Here is a 14812-nt window from a genome sequence, read left to right as displayed (position 1 = left end):
CAGAAGGGGAGGCCGCTTTGAGCTGTTGAAATATTGACGGTTTTCGGATTGTGAGAGATGAAGGGGGCGCGCCCCCTTCACTATCCTCAAAGACGATTACTCGGATGCCTTGATGAAATCTGCATCCAGCTTGGCTTCGCACGATTTTATTTCACTCTCAAAGCGGTCCAGCCATTCCTTGCCCGGTTCACCGACTTGATCGATGAAGAAATCTCTGACCGGTGCGGTTGCTTCCTGGAAGGCCTTCTTTTCTTCAGGAGTTGGCGTATAAACCGTGCCGCCAGCCTTGCGGAAGGTTTCGTACGCATCATATTCCTTCCATTTGGGATAAACGCGCAGGAACTGGTTCTGGGCGGCAACACCATCGATGATGACCCGTTTGAGATCATCGGGGAAGGCTTCAAAGCGATCATTATTCATGACCCAAACACCGCCCATATAGGCGTGGCCGTCCAAAATAATGTAGTTCAGACTTTCCTCGAATTTCATGGTGGTTATATCGACGATGCCATTCTTGGTGCCGTCAACAACGCCGGTCGAGAGAGCGGTATAAACTTCCGGCCATGAGATCGGCGTCGGAGCACCTCCAAGGGATTTGACCAATTCCTGCTGGGTTGGCGCAGGAACTGTACGGATTTTCAGTCCTTTGACATCTTCAGGGGATTTGATCTGCTTGTTGGTGGTGGCAAAATTACGCCATCCGCCCGAGTTGGAAACCATCATCAGGCGCAAATTGTCGGTTTCCTCAAGCAAATTGTCGCGCACATCAGAGAGGAAATCTTCGTTATCATAAACGCACTCGGCCACTCGGTCGTTGGGTAGCATGTAGGGCAGATCAAACGCCCCAACAGGTGCCCAATAGTTGGCCAGTTCCGGAATGGTGGTCTGGAAATAATCAAAGATGCCAGACTGCACGCCAGAGAGGCATTCACGAGCAGTGCCGCAAAGCTGTCCACTTGGATAGATGTCGACTTCGATCGCACCGTTGGAATGGTTTTCGACGAAGTTCTTGAACACCAGAAGCGATTGATGATTGTAGCTATCGATATTGGTCACATGTGGGACCGTCAGTTTGTAGTCTGCGGCCTGCGCTGTGGCAGAAAGCAGACCGGCGGTCAGCAGGGACAGACCAAGTGCTTTGATATTCATATGTTACCTCCACTGGTAAACGTTTCGCCGACAGAGCTTCCTCTTTTCACTGCCGGCCTCCTCCATAAGCCCGCTCACATCATTCCAAGCAGTTTCGGCAAGCCAATAACGAGTGACGGGAAGAACGAAATCATGAAAATCACCACAGCTTCCGCTAAAAGGAACGGGATGATCGCTTTTGAAATTTTCTGCAATGGCACACCGGATACGCCGGAGGCCACGAAGAGCACCAGCCCCATCGGCGGTGTTGCCAGCCCGATGGACAGATTGACCACCATGACAACGCCGAAATGGATCGGGTCAATGCCCACATTGGTCATGATAGGAGCCAGAATAGGCGCAAAGATCAGGATCGCAGGTCCTGCATCCAGGAACATGCCAACAAAGAACAAGAAGATATTCATGATGAAGAACAACAGGTAGGGGTTGTCCGTCACCGAATAAAAGAATTTCGTGATATGTTCCGCCACACCGGACAGAGAAATCGCGGATGCAAAGCCGCTTGCCGCAGCCACGATGATCAGAATTGCGCCTGCATTGATACCGATGCGCACGAACATCGGGAATACATCCTTGAGCTTTAGGATGCGCATGATGAAGACCGACAGAATGAAGGCATAGAAGACAGCTACAGCTGCGGCTTCGGTTGGCGTGAAGATACCGCCATAAATACCACCTAAAATGATAACCGGGGTCAGCAATGGCAGGATTGCCGCCTTGAATGCAGCGCTGCGCTCGGCGCGCGGAGCGCGTTCGAACTGTTCAACGGCGGGATATTTCTGGATCTGCCAGCGATTGATGAGCATCAATGCAAAACAAAGGATCAAGCCGGGCACAATACCAGACATGAACATGGCAGCAACCGAAGTGTTCATCACAAAGGCATAGATCAACATGATGCCACTGGGGGGGATGATAGTCCCCAGCACGGTCGCCGCTGCGGTAATGGCTGCGGCATAAGTCCGGTCGTACTTAAAGCGCTCCATTTCCGGAATCATCATGTTGCCGATAGCGGAAGTGGCGGCCACGGAAGAGCCCGTAAGAGCACCAAACAGGGTCGCGGAGATGATCACCACATGGCCGAGCCCCCCACGCATATGCTGCACCATCTTCTGCGAAAAACTAATGATGCGCGTGGTGATGCCACCATTGACCATGAACTCGCCTGCCAGCATGAAGAAGGGTAGCGCGAGAAGTAGGAAATTGTCCAAACCAGCATAGAGCCGCTGATAGAGTAGGTTCATGAACAGCACCTTGTCGGCTTGCAACAAGGCGATGGCCGGGGAGAGCCCGAGCGCAAAGAGAACTGGAACGCCGATAACCAGAAGGATCAGGAAATAAACGGCAAAGATCGGAGAAACCATAACTATTTTCCTCGTTTACGTCCTCGCCCGTCAGGCTTTGGGCGCATCATCGACTGGTATGAAGTGAAAAAACTGGCGCAGCTCGGAAACGATTTTCTGCAATGCCGAAAGCAGCGTGATAGCCATGAGAAGAGGCGGCGCGATATAGATGACATTCATCTTTATCGGCAAGCTGTCTGCATGACTGGTGCCGCGCAGGAAGAAGTCGTAGCCAAACTTGATCCAGACCAGAAATGTGAGGATGGCGAGAATATGGATCACGACCATCAACAGATGCCGAATCCGCGTGCCATGCAAAGCATCGAGCAGGAAAGTCATGGCAATATTCTTGTCCTGCAGATAGATTAGCGGCAGGCACAGATAGGTCATGTAGATCATCAGAAAGCGCGAGGCTTCATCGGTCCAGCTCAATGGCATATTCAGGATATAGCGGAAAAGCACCTGTAGCAGCACAATGACGGTCATGATGACCAGCATGATGCCCCCGACCCAACTGCCGAACTTACCCAAAGGCGCATTGATGGCATTGAGGCCCTTTTCAATTGTTGCCAACATTATTTTCATTCCTGTTTGAAAAAATCCGTTCTGAAACGCATGCCGACAGGGTTTGCCAGCATGCATTGGCAGTGTCAGGTCAGTTCAACCACTTCAATTCCAAGGCGTTTGGCAATCGCACGCAAAACCGGACGATGGTCGCCATAGGTCAGCGCAGTGTGGTGCTCAAGCCCTTCAGAGATCATACGATCAAGGAACTCCGCCACCGGAATATCCGGTTTGGCTGTTCCCGCTGTGCCTGAGAAGGCAAGCGGCGCTTTGATCATTTCGGCTCCGGCCAGAATGAGGCGCAGTTTTTCATGTCCCTGAGAGAAGCGGGCGACAGTGATGCGCCCGGGTTTGAGAGCGAATTCAGACAATAATGGCAATTTTCGGTTGGAATGGATCGTGCCCTGTATGGTCTGTTCTCTGTCGGCCATGTCGATCGGTGCCTGCCCGCAATGCCAGAAGACAATCGTGTCGTCTTCAAGATTGACATCGACGAGGTCGGTATTGAAAACGCTTCCGCCAGAGGCATTCTGCAACACAACGGAAGTCAACACGCCAAGCATGTCGGCTTCACAGCCTCCCGGTGTATGGTCTTCGTTGAGCAGAGCCAGCGCACCGCAGGCCGCGCAGCCATATTCGGTAAAGAAGTCAGGCCAGCAGCGCACGGCCACCCCCTTGTAGCCCTTGTCATCAGCCTCTTGGCGCAGCTTGGAATAGACCTTAAGGGTCTTGCGGGTTGCGTCCTGATCCAGCTCGGCAAGATTGGGGAAGTCCTTGGCGCGACGCTCATAGGGGGCATCAGCGACAGAATCTGGCAGCTCTTTGACTTCCTTGATAAAATCAAGGATCGGGATTTGATCCACGTCGACGCCGAATGTCGTCTTGAGCTGTTCTGCTTTGAAATTGCAGGCATCAAATCCATCTGGATGATGCCCGACCAGCTTCATGCGTGCTCCCTGAAGATCATTGACCACTGCACCGGCACGCGCCAGCACCATGAGGCGGTCTCTTGCAGCGGCGCTATCGGGCGCATCATGGATATAATCGATGCTGAGATTGTTGCGACTCAATGCATGACTGGCCAGATTGACACCACAGAAAGAATTGAGGCGCAGACGACCACCGGTTCTCGCCTCAGGGAAGGACCACATGACCAGAAGCCCATCAACCTCCTTGCCCAGCTCAACCGTCATTGTAGCATCGGTGAATGTCACCTGTAGCAACAGCAGCATATCAAGCTTACGCTCTTTGAGGGCAGGCAGAGCAGCGAGTACAGCATCGGCATCAAATAGCAGTTCGGGCTTGCCAATCAGCTCAACATCCAGTTTTTCGAGATTTTTCCAAGCCTTGGCCAGAATTTCTTCTGCATAGGGAACATCAAAAGTCGGCCTGCCAAGAGCGACGACTCCGACGCATGGTCTTTCAACGGACATCTTATTCCTCCACAATTCTGATTTCCTCTCAGCAAGCGAAGCCTGGTCTTGACTTCGTCCTGCCGGATACCTCCATATCTGGAAATCAGAAATTTCGTTATCGATCACAATAAGGCGACAAACGATCATATACCATAGGTTATTATACGTATAAACGGCTATTTCACACAAAATAGATCAAATTTTGAAACATAAATGTTTATTATATTCCAATTATGATCAACTTTACCCTCTAAAAGGCAACCCAAAATACTCTCCGACTTGAAAGCCGGCAGAGTATCGGGGCGCAGGAATATAATCCTGTGCTTGAGCGCCTGAACCGACAATGAATTCAGAAAAACTCAAAGCCTAACCGTAAATCAGGGGGGAGGAAGAGGGGAAGAGAAATCATCGGTGGTGAGGAAGGTGTGCGCCTGTCCCTCGCCGGTGCGCAGGATAAGTTGGCGGTATGCGTGATGGACGGTCAAATCTCGCTCCCCAGAGCCGGCAAGCCGACGACCCATATCCTCAAGCCCTTTATTGAAGGGCTGGATGGCACGGTTGAGAATGAACTCTTCTGCATGCGTCTTGCAAACCGCGTCGGGCTACAGGCTCCACATGTCATCAAATCGTCAGCAGGAGACACCGACTTCATTCTGGTGGAACGCTATGACCGCGTTCAGGAAGCCGACGGCTCCATTGCCAAGCTGCATCAGGAAGACTTCTGTCAGGCTCTCAGCATGCCGCCCGAACTCAAATATGAAGAAGAAGGTGGACCGGGGATCGCACAGTCGGCTGGTTTGATCCAGAAACACACGCGTCGCCCTGCCGCTGACAGGCTCGCCTTCCAGCGCATGGTGATGTTTCACTATATGGTCGGAAACGCAGATGCACATGGCAAGAATTTCTCTTTGCTCTATCACGCCAGCACACCGGATCTGGCGCCCCTCTATGACGTGGTTTGCACTGCGGCCTATCCCCGTCTCACCAAGAAACTGGCCATGCAGATAGGCGGGCGGGGTCTTGTTGACACGATCATGCTTGAACAATGGTACGCGCTTGCTGCTCCAACCAAGGCCGCACAGAGAGTGCTCCGCACCGAGCTGGCCACAATGGCCAACAGGATCGAAGAAGAAGCCGATGCTCTGCTCGTCGAGCTGCAAGCCGAAGACCTGTTTCATCCGATGCTGAAGACCGTCAGGACAATCATTGGCACGCGCGTCAAGCTTGTGAGAGACCAACTCGAGAAGGCATGAAGAAGGCTCCGGCGGTTGCCGGAGCCTTCGTGATTTCATTCGCCACGGTGCCCATTGGGACGAGACCAGATCAGGATGCAGCTCTCACCATCTTCATCGTCGAAGAGGTTGGCATAGATGGGAGCTGTAAAGCTGGGATCATCCAGTTTGAGGCCAAGATAGTCGCGACCTTCGCTGGATTGCTTGGACCAGGCAGCCTCAATTTCTGCACGGCCTACTAGGACACGGTGGCTGGGAGCGTTTTCACCAGTTGCGCGAATGTCGGGAATGATGCGGACGCCTTTTGCCTGGACGCTGAGAGTGACGATTTCGCCAGTGTATTCGTTGGTGCCGTTCTTCTTGAAGGTGCCGATGGTAGCCATTTTAAATCTCCATTTTGTTTCCGATCCCGCACCATGCGGTCTCGATGGCGATCAAAGGGCCGAAGACGATTGCCGCCGCATCCTTGCGACCGAAGCACAGCGGAGGATGGAAAGGAGTGGCTTTGTTGTTTCGCGAGGAATGTCGGCTCGACGAAGGGGAAGAAAGCCAATCAGAACCATTGCGGCCTAGGCAATCGAGGCGGCAGCCGATCTTCGGCCAGATCAGGCCAGGTCAAGAGACCGTTTGAGGCGATCGGGAAATGTTGGGGTTTCGAGAAAGCGCGAAGCGAGGGCTCAATGAAAACTGTACAAAAGAAAGAAGGCTTTTACAGTTACAAAAACAGCAAACGTAAGGCCAATGACGGCATCGTACAATGCAACGCCTGTGCCGCATCAAATGAGCGGCCACTGGTAAGCTTATTCGTCATCAAAGATATTGGAACCAAGCGGGTTCAAACATAAGAGAGAGTTCTCCTCATCTGGTTGCGGATATTATGCGGCTGTTTTGCGGTGAAGCAAGCGCCTTGTTGTGAGCGTTTTTGTTTGATGATTTCTCTTTGGTTCAGAATGGCTTAGTCTCGGCCAAAGTAGACGTCAGCAGGTGTGATATTTTCAAGAAAAAACCGGTTTCTCAAGGTTTTATGCCACCATTCAGTTTTGCCCTGTGTCTCCTGTTTGATATGTAATACCACGAGAATGCTTCATGTCTTTGACGATCTTCCCTCAAGAACTGAGTCCATTACCTGATGTTCACCTCATGCCTTCCCTATTGGGTTACAATGAGACAAAATCTATCTCTTAGAAAATCAACCTATTTGGCCCAATACGCGCTAACGGAGAGCACATTCCATAAACTAATCGTGCTTCCCCTGCCGAAGCATTTGGAATGACGATTGGTTTTATCCGCATCTACAGTTAACAGTTATTCTATGGAGCAAATCTGGTATATAGCCTCAACAAATGCGTGGTAGTTGTTCTCCGACCAGCATATCAACAATCCGCCTGCCCCCAAACAACGTTTGCATGATGACGCGTTTCGGATGGTCCTTCACGGCACGTCCTATGATCGCCGATTGATGTCCCGCAGATGTAGCTTTCATGGCACTGAGCGCGGCTTCGGCTTCAGCTTCAGGCACAAACAGAACCAAGGTGCCCTCGTTAGCCAGATAGAGAGGGTCAAGCCCGAGAATTTCGGAAACACCACGCACCTCAGAATGAATCGGCAAAAGCTTTTCCTCGATCTCGATCCCGACACCAGCCTCTTGAGCGATTTCATTAAGAGATGAAGCAAGCCCACCTCTGGTCGCGTCTCGCGCCGCCCTAACATGGGGAGCAACCCGTAGCACCGCTTCCATGAGGCCATTGAGCGGTTGGCAATCACTGGCAATGGAAGCCGATAGGGCAAGATCGCCCCGCGCTGCCAAAATCGCAGCGCCATGGTCGCCAAGCCGATGATTGACAATGGCCACGTCACCCGCCTTGACTGAAGAAGCAAGCAATTCCCTTCCCGGAGGGATCACTCCAACCCCTGACGTATTGATAAAAACACCATCCCCCTTGCCTTTGTCGACCACCTTGGTATCACCCGTAACGATTGATACCCCGGCTTCTTCAGCGGTGCAGACCATGCTCTCAACGATGCGCACCAAGGTCGCAATATCAAAGCCTTCCTCAAGGATAAAGCCAGCCGATAACCAGAGAGGCAGAGCTCCGCCCACGGCTAGATCGTTGACCGTGCCGCACACCGAGATCTTACCGATATCACCACCGGGAAATTCCAACGGAGAAACAACAAAGCTGTCAGTGGTAAAGGCCAGTTGCGCGCCCGGCTCTAACAATGCAGGATGCTTAAGGCGGGCCTGATCCTCTCGGCTTTGCGGCTTGAAGCGTGCAGCAAAAATCTGGTCGATCAGATCATGCATGGCCTTGCCGCCACCACCATGCGCAAGAGATATCCGCCCCGCAGCAAGTTTACTCATCTCATTCATTCTGCACCCTCCGGCCTCATATCGGCATATTGATAATAGGCTGCACAAGCCCCTTCAGATGAAACCATCAGCGCCCCAAGAGGATGCTCCGGCGTACAGCCTTTGCCAAATTCCGGACAAACGAAAGGCTTCATTCGCCCCGTCATCACCGCACCACAGGCAAAGCTCTCAATATCCGGTTGATGCGGTTTGGACGATCCATAGCCGATGTCGAATTTACGCTCTGCGTCATAGGAGGCATAAGCTTTGCGAATGCGCAGGCCGGACTTGTCAATTTCGCCAAGACCGCGCCACTCAAAGGTCGGACGCGGTTCATAGACTTGTGAAATCGCAGCCAAAGAGGCCGGATTGCCTTCTGCAGGCACGATCCGTGCGTATTGGTTTTCGATTTCGGCACGCCCTTCGGCCAGCTGCCTGAGCACCATAAGTATCGACTGCAAGAGATCAAGCGGCTCGAACCCGGCCACCACCAGCGGCTTGCAATAATCACGCGCAATGAAATCATACGGACGTGTGCCAATAACCATGGAAACATGCCCCGGCCCTATAAAACCATCAAGCTTCATTTCCGGATCTTCCAGCAACAGCCTGAGAGGCGGGGTCACTGTTATATGATTGCAAAAAAGTGAAAAATTGGAGATCCCTTCCTCAGCCGCCTGCAAAATTGTCAAGGCCGTAGACGGCGTCGTCGTCTCAAAACCGAGACCGAAAAACACAACTTCCCGATCCGGATTGGTCCGCGCCAACTCCAGCGCATCGAGAGGGGAATAGACCATGCGCACATCTGCCCCTTCAGATTTCGCATCAAGAAGCGATTTCTTGCGTCCGGGCACCCGCATGGCATCACCAAAGCTGGTGAAGATCACTTCCGGCTTCATGGCGATCTCCACGCATTCATCCACCCTCTTCATGGGCAGCACACAGACAGGGCAGCCCGGCCCGTGAATGAATTCCAGCCCTTGAGGGGTGAGACGATCCAGCCCATAGCGGAAAATTGCATGGGTGTGTCCGCCACAGATTTCCATCAGGCGCACAGGTTCTTCTGCCGTAGCCCCAATCTCGTCAATGGTTTTGCAGATCGCGCCAAGAAGGCTCTTTGCTGCTGTTGGATCGCGAAATTCAGTCACATATTTCATTACGAAGGTCCCTGCCCCGACTGAGTTTCCGCCCCCAGCATGGTCTTTGTTTCTTCGATGCTTTCCAGCGTGTCGGATACCTCATCCAGCTCATGCAGAGCCTTGAGGGTCAGGGCGGCCTCTGCTTCGTCAATCAGGCTCATGGCGAACCCCACATGGATGAGCGTCCATTGACCAACAAGATCTTCCAGAGCGTTGTTTATCGCTACGCAAGTGACATTGACCTCGCGGCGTACGCCGGAAATATCCACCATCGCCAGTTTTCGTTCTGGATCAGTGATCCCAACGATCTGTCCAGGAATTCCCAAACACATCTCGCACCCTTTCTTCTCTCAAGTCAGCCTCGCCAGATCAGCGCAAGACTGAAGCCAAATTTCACCCACCCATCACGTTCAGGCTACGCGCCACACCAATAGCGGCCTGCCCCAAAGACAATCCCCCATCATTACAAGGCACCTTGCTGTGACTCAGAATATGAAGCCCCGCATTTGCCAGACGATCATGCAAGAGAGCAAACAGTGACGCATTCTGGAAGCAGCCTCCGGACAAAGCGACGATATTGATCCTCTGCTGATGCGCCAATATCAATGTCAGCCTTGCCAAAGCTTCTGCCAACCCAAGATGGAAACGCGCAGACAGCAATCCCGAAGAAGCGCCTTTCAGTCTGTCTTCAAGCATGGCCTCTAGCGCCGGAGCAGGATCAAGCTGCAGCGGAGTTCCGGCCCGGATTACAAAAGGATAGGCAGCCCTCTCCTCAACTTTAAGACATTGGCGATCGATTGCCGCTTCGAACAGCATGGCCGCCTCGCCCTCAAAGCTCTGCCGCCCCCATGCAACGCCGCAAAGAGCAGCTGCAGCATCAAACAGGCGCCCACAGGAGGAACTCAATGGTGCGTTGATGCCCTTGCGCATCATTGCATCCAAGGTGGCCAAAGGTTGCGCACCGAAACGCTCTTCTAGGTCAAGGCCAGCAAAACGATCAGCAAATTGTGGCCACCCCATGCTGGAAACCACATGCGCATACGCATTACGCCAAGGTTCGCGCACGGCCGCTGCCCCGCCGGGCAATGGCACTGGTTTGAGATGAGCCAGACGCTGATAGCCCTGGTAATCAGCAAGGAGAACTTCACCACCCCATATGGTGCCATCATCTCCCAAGCCTGAACCATCCAGAGCCAGCCCCAGAACCGCACCATCTGCGAGCCTTACCCCATTCTCGGCCATACAGGCCGCAATGTGCGCATGGTGATGCTGCACCTCCGTAACGGGCCGCCCTTGAGCAATCTCATAACCAAATTGAGTGGGAAGATAATCAGGATGCGCATCTACGATGAGTTGCTCAGCCTGATGATGAAAAAGAGAACTGAACAGAGCCAGATTGTGCCGTTGCTCTTCGTTGGTAGCCGCATCTTCCAGATCGCCCATATGCTGACTGAGGATTGCCTGTCCTTTTTGTGTAAGACAGAAAGTGTTTTTCAGTTCCGACCCCATCGCCAAGATGCAAGGATCCTGAGGAAAATCATCTGGCAGAGTTATGGCCTGTGGCGCATAACCCCGCGCCCTGCGCAGAATGCGCGCCTCACCCAAGTCGACCGCCACCACGCTATCGTCAATCCGGTTCGCGATTTCCCGATCATGCATCAGTGCGAAGTCGACAATGCCCGAAAGCTTGTCGCGGATCTCCTGGTTGGTTGTGCATTGGGGATGCCCCGATATATTGCCAGAAGTCATGATAAGTGGCCGATCCAGATGCTCGAACATCAGATGATGCAGGGGCGTATGGGGCAACATGAAACCAAGGCGTGAAAGACCGGGAGCCACGGCCTCCGGCAATGTTTCCCCTTGTCCGTAGAGCAACAAAATAGGCGCAGCCGGGCTGGTGAGCACGGCTGCTTCCACAGTGGAAATAGCCACATATCGCCCAATGACCTTCAGATCCCGTGCCATCATCGCAAAGGCCTTGGCCTTGCGTCTTTTGCGTATACGCAGCGCTCCGACCGTTTTGGTGTTGGTCGCGTCACAGGCCAGATGCACGCCACCAAGTCCTCGGATGGCTACAATATGACCAGCAAGAATCAGGTCAGCCAGCAACCGGGGGCTATCATCGGCTTCGACCCGCGCTCCGCTTTTCAGATCTTCAATCCAGACCGTCGGGCCACAGTGTGGGCAGGCTACAGGCTGGGCATGAAAGCGTCGGTCGGCGGGGGTTTCGAATTCGTCCGCACAATCCTCGCACATGGCAAAGGGCGCCATGGTGGTTCTGGCCCGATCATAGGGGCCGGATTGAACAATGGTGAAACGTGGTCCGCAGTTGGTGCAATTGTTGAAAGGATAGCGATAGCGACGATCAAAGGGATCCCGGATTTCATCGAGGCAATCCGGACAGGTTGCCATGTCTGGCGTAACCGCCAACTGCGTTACGCTTCCCTCCTGACTGTTCACGATTTCAAAGCTTTGAGGAGCGGCTCCCGACAGGGAATGCCGAGCAATGCTGTCGATCCGTGCAAGCCCGGGCAGATTGGCCTTGAGAATGGCCTCGAACCTTTCAGCCATCTCCCCCCAAATCCGAACCTCTACGCCTTCGCCTGTATTCTTAACATCGCCCGTCAAGCCACACTCACGCGCCAAGCGCCAGACAGTGGGCCGAAACCCCACCCCCTGCACCTGACCGCGAATGATGAGCGATAGTGCCAACATAACCAGCCTTCCTCCAACACCTCATAGCAAGGGCTCTAGGGCCCAAGCCTAACCAGCTACAGACATGTCCCTTTTCAATTCTTTGAGAAAATCGATCCACTCAGCCATTCCCTCTCCTGTGCGCGCCGACAGCATAAAGATACGGGCCTGCGGATTGACTTGGCGGATATTTGCGGAAATCCGCTCTTCATCAAAATCCACGTAAGGCGCAAGATCGATCTTGTTGACAATCACCACTTCTGAGGCACTGAACATGTAGGGATATTTCACCGGTTTATCGTCGCCCTCGGTTGTTGAAACAATCGCGATCTTCATATGCTCCCCCAGATCGAACATGGCAGGGCATACCAGATTGCCGACATTTTCGATCATCACGATCGAACCCGGTGCAGGATTTAGTTTTTTCGTCGCGGCGGCTATCATGTCTGCCTCCAGATGACAGCCGGCCCCTGTATTGATTTGCAGGGCGCTGGCTCCGGCAGCGCGTATCCTGTCAGCGTCATTGGTTGTCATCTGGTCGCCTTCGATCACTGTGAGTTCCACAGTGGGAGATAAGGCCTCGATGGTCTTTTCTAGCAATGTCGTCTTTCCCGCTCCTGGTGAACTAACCAGATTGAGCGCAAGCACACCGCGCCCTTCAAACCAGCCGCGATTGCGCTGGGCCAGACGATCATTTTCCATCAGAATTGCCTGCTCCACAGAGATGATACGTCCGCTGTGTTCATGACTATGGTCGTGGTCATGATGATGACTGAGACCATGAGCATTGTGCACATGATGATGGTGGTGATGGGTATGGTCGTGATGATGGTGATCATGATCTGACCGCAAAAGGGACGCTTCACCAGTTTCAGGATCAATCATTGAAACCGCAGAGTTCGGATCGGAACAGCCACAGGTGCCACACATATTCATATCCTTTCAAAGCTGAACCTGCGCCGCGAGCGAAAGGGCGCACGGAGGCAGTTTCGTCATGTCGCATGCCCTGCCTTAACAGATCGGTCAACAATCAAGGCCGATGTCACAACAGGCTTTCAGGTCTTGCCAGAAGTCTTTTCGAGATTTTTCGAGAAGGCTTGAGAAAGAGGTATCTATTTCTTGTCCAGAAGGGCTTTGAGCTTGCCAAGATCCCTGACGAGGAACTCTTTTGAGCCAAGCCTTTCAACATAACCATCGCGGATCAGTCCTGCGATGGCGGTTGAAACCGTTTGTCGGGTCACACCAAGGCGCATCGCGATTTCTTCACCATTCGACTGCATCTGAACCGAAATTCCGCGCGCGGTCGGGCGCCCGGATTTCTCGACGCGATCGACCACCATCCGCACAAGCCTGAACTTGACGCTGTGAAAGACCATGTCCTCTATCAGTTCGATGGACTTTCTGAGCAGATGCTCAACAACAGGAATGACGGACAGGGCAAACTCGGTACTCATGCCAAGCGCTGTTTCAAATTCCTTGTGGCGCAAAATATAAACTTCGCCTTCCGTCCTCATTTCCATTTGCAGGTGATCGCGCAAGATCATGGCGTCGCCCGGTCCAAGCGAAAAAAGGGTCAGTTCCTTGCCCTCAAAGGAAGTGAAACAACGCACTTCGCCCTTGACCACAATGAGCACTGCTTCCCCGCTATCATCCCGCTCGTCAGAAGCTGTGAGCAGCGCTCCGGCATGAGGTTTGCGTCGTGAAATAGGGCCGACAATATTATCCTTCTGCAAATCATCCAGAATTTCATGAGGATGGCGCGGAAGATCTTTTACGTTTCTTTGTTGGCTAAGAGGTGCAGGACTAACGACTTGACGGCGCCGCTCCGACGTAGCCTGCACCATGCGGGCGAAGAAAGTCTGACCATTCAACGTCTGCACGATGCATTCGTCTGCAGAAGCAGTTCGGTTGACACTGCCATGCTGCACCGAGAAAAGATCATTGAAGCGCAAACCACCAATAGCGCTCCATGGCAAACCGAGCAGGGTCATCGCAATCCGGTTGGCCCCCACAAGCTTGTCTCCCTCAAAGGCCAGTACGCCTTCATGCGGACTGCCCAGAAGACTGGGATTGTTGTGAATAATCATTCGTTCCCAGCTATCGCTGTTATACTGGAAAACATTACGTTCAATATGCGTGACGGCGCGCCCGAGCAAGGCCAGCAAATGATCATGGGGAACATTGGCCGGTGTACTGAGATCAAGAGTGCCGAGGATGCTGCCTTGCGGATTGAGTATAGGAATTGCAGAACAGCTCAGGACACCATTGGGATCAAGAAAATGCTCGGTCCCACAAATAGTCAAAGGACTTTCTTCCTGAATGGCTGTACCGATGGCATTGGTCCCCATCAAACGCTCGTTCCAGGACGCCCCCGGCATCAGGGCGAGACGATTGGCCGCCTGCATGAAAGTATCATTACCGACCCGCATGAGGATCTGACCCTCGGGATCCGTCAGGATCACCACCCCTTCCGACTGCCCGATGTCGCGGCGCAAGGCCTCCACTTCCCCCCAAGATGCTTGCACAAGGGACTCATTGCGCTCGATCAGGGCGCTAAGCTCCGCCCGCGTGGGGATTTCAACCTTGGCGGGCGTTTCCATGGCAACGCCATAGTCTGCACTGCGCCGCCAAGATTGAAGAATGGTTACGGGTATATTGCCCTCAACATTCCCGGTATCAAGAAAAAAGCGGCGCGCACGAGCCATTGCGACATCATAGGATCCCGCAATCGAGTTCATTTGAGCCAGGTTGAATTTTTGCGTGGACGAGGACGCGCGATAGTCATCGCCGTCCTTGTCGTCATTCCCGGTTGTCATCATTGAACAAATTCTATGCCTCCAGCAGAACCCTGGTCCGGTTCTGTCCTCCCATTAAAGTAAATTGTCTCTCAGCCGTCCCCGAGCGCTTTGATGTAAAACAATTGATG

Annotated in this window: 12 protein-coding genes; 1 reads left to right on the top strand and 11 read right to left on the bottom strand. The window is 53.1% G+C overall.

The features are described 5' to 3' along the window. Nucleotides 1-96: 96 nt before the first annotated feature. From BM258_RS22020 to BM258_RS22005, 4 genes are all read right to left on the bottom strand, one after another. Nucleotides 97-1149 (bottom strand): TRAP transporter substrate-binding protein, encoded by a 1053-nt coding sequence (locus tag BM258_RS22020; protein ID WP_090075405.1) that lies wholly within the window; start codon nt 1147-1149, stop codon nt 97-99. A 74-nt stretch (nt 1150-1223) separates the two neighbouring features. Continuing rightward, the gene (locus BM258_RS22015; RefSeq protein WP_090075404.1) at nt 1224-2513 is read right to left on the bottom strand and encodes a TRAP transporter large permease; all 1290 of its coding nucleotides are present in this window, start codon (nt 2511-2513) and stop codon (nt 1224-1226) included. Nucleotides 2514-2543: 30 nt separating this feature from the next. Continuing rightward, a complete protein-coding gene (locus BM258_RS22010) occupies nt 2544-3068 on the bottom strand; it encodes a TRAP transporter small permease (RefSeq protein WP_090075403.1) in 525 nt (174 codons plus the stop codon). Between the two features lie 74 nt (nt 3069-3142). Next, nucleotides 3143-4489, bottom strand: a complete 1347-nt coding sequence (locus BM258_RS22005) for an L-fucose/L-arabinose isomerase family protein (protein WP_090075402.1) — start codon at nt 4487-4489, stop codon at nt 3143-3145. A 407-nt stretch (nt 4490-4896) separates the two neighbouring features. On the opposite strand from BM258_RS22005, the gene BM258_RS22000 reads away from it, so the two are divergent. After that, a complete protein-coding gene (locus BM258_RS22000; protein ID WP_342029364.1) occupies nt 4897-5724 on the top strand; it encodes a HipA domain-containing protein in 828 nt (275 codons plus the stop codon). 35 nt (nt 5725-5759) lie between these two features. On the opposite strand, the gene BM258_RS21995 is transcribed toward BM258_RS22000, so the two are convergent. The 7 genes from BM258_RS21995 to BM258_RS21965 all read right to left on the bottom strand — a co-directional run bounded on the left by BM258_RS21995 (nt 5760) and on the right by BM258_RS21965 (nt 14705). Then, entirely contained in the window at nt 5760-6086 is a 327-nt protein-coding gene (locus BM258_RS21995) for a DUF736 domain-containing protein (RefSeq protein WP_090075401.1), read from the bottom strand. 953 nt (nt 6087-7039) lie between these two features. Continuing rightward, the gene (hypE, locus tag BM258_RS21990) at nt 7040-8074 is read right to left on the bottom strand and encodes a hydrogenase expression/formation protein HypE (RefSeq protein ID WP_090075400.1); all 1035 of its coding nucleotides are present in this window, start codon (nt 8072-8074) and stop codon (nt 7040-7042) included. Then, a complete protein-coding gene (hypD, locus tag BM258_RS21985) occupies nt 8071-9210 on the bottom strand; it encodes a hydrogenase formation protein HypD (protein ID WP_090075399.1) in 1140 nt (379 codons plus the stop codon). Before hypD ends, hypE begins: the two co-directional genes overlap by 4 nt. Next, complete coding sequence (locus tag BM258_RS21980; protein WP_090075398.1) at nt 9210-9524, bottom strand: HypC/HybG/HupF family hydrogenase formation chaperone; 315 nt, start codon at nt 9522-9524, stop codon at nt 9210-9212. The genes hypD and BM258_RS21980 overlap by 1 nt, the downstream gene beginning before the upstream one ends. 61 nt (nt 9525-9585) lie before the next feature. Beyond that, the gene (gene hypF, locus BM258_RS21975) at nt 9586-11907 is read right to left on the bottom strand and encodes a carbamoyltransferase HypF (protein ID WP_175528213.1); all 2322 of its coding nucleotides are present in this window, start codon (nt 11905-11907) and stop codon (nt 9586-9588) included. 48 nt (nt 11908-11955) lie between these two features. Continuing rightward, the gene (gene hypB, locus BM258_RS21970) at nt 11956-12816 is read right to left on the bottom strand and encodes a hydrogenase nickel incorporation protein HypB (RefSeq protein WP_090075396.1); all 861 of its coding nucleotides are present in this window, start codon (nt 12814-12816) and stop codon (nt 11956-11958) included. A gap of 182 nt (nt 12817-12998) precedes the next feature. Beyond that, nucleotides 12999-14705, bottom strand: a complete 1707-nt coding sequence (locus tag BM258_RS21965) for a GAF domain-containing protein (protein ID WP_090075395.1) — start codon at nt 14703-14705, stop codon at nt 12999-13001. Nucleotides 14706-14812: the final 107 nt, after the last annotated feature.

The sequence above is a fragment of the Cohaesibacter marisflavi genome, from assembly GCF_900115225.1.
In the GTDB taxonomy this organism is placed as follows: domain Bacteria; phylum Pseudomonadota; class Alphaproteobacteria; order Rhizobiales; family Cohaesibacteraceae; genus Cohaesibacter; species Cohaesibacter marisflavi.
The sequence above is the reverse complement of the archived record's forward strand: the minus strand, read 5'-3'. Positions and strand labels throughout refer to the sequence as shown.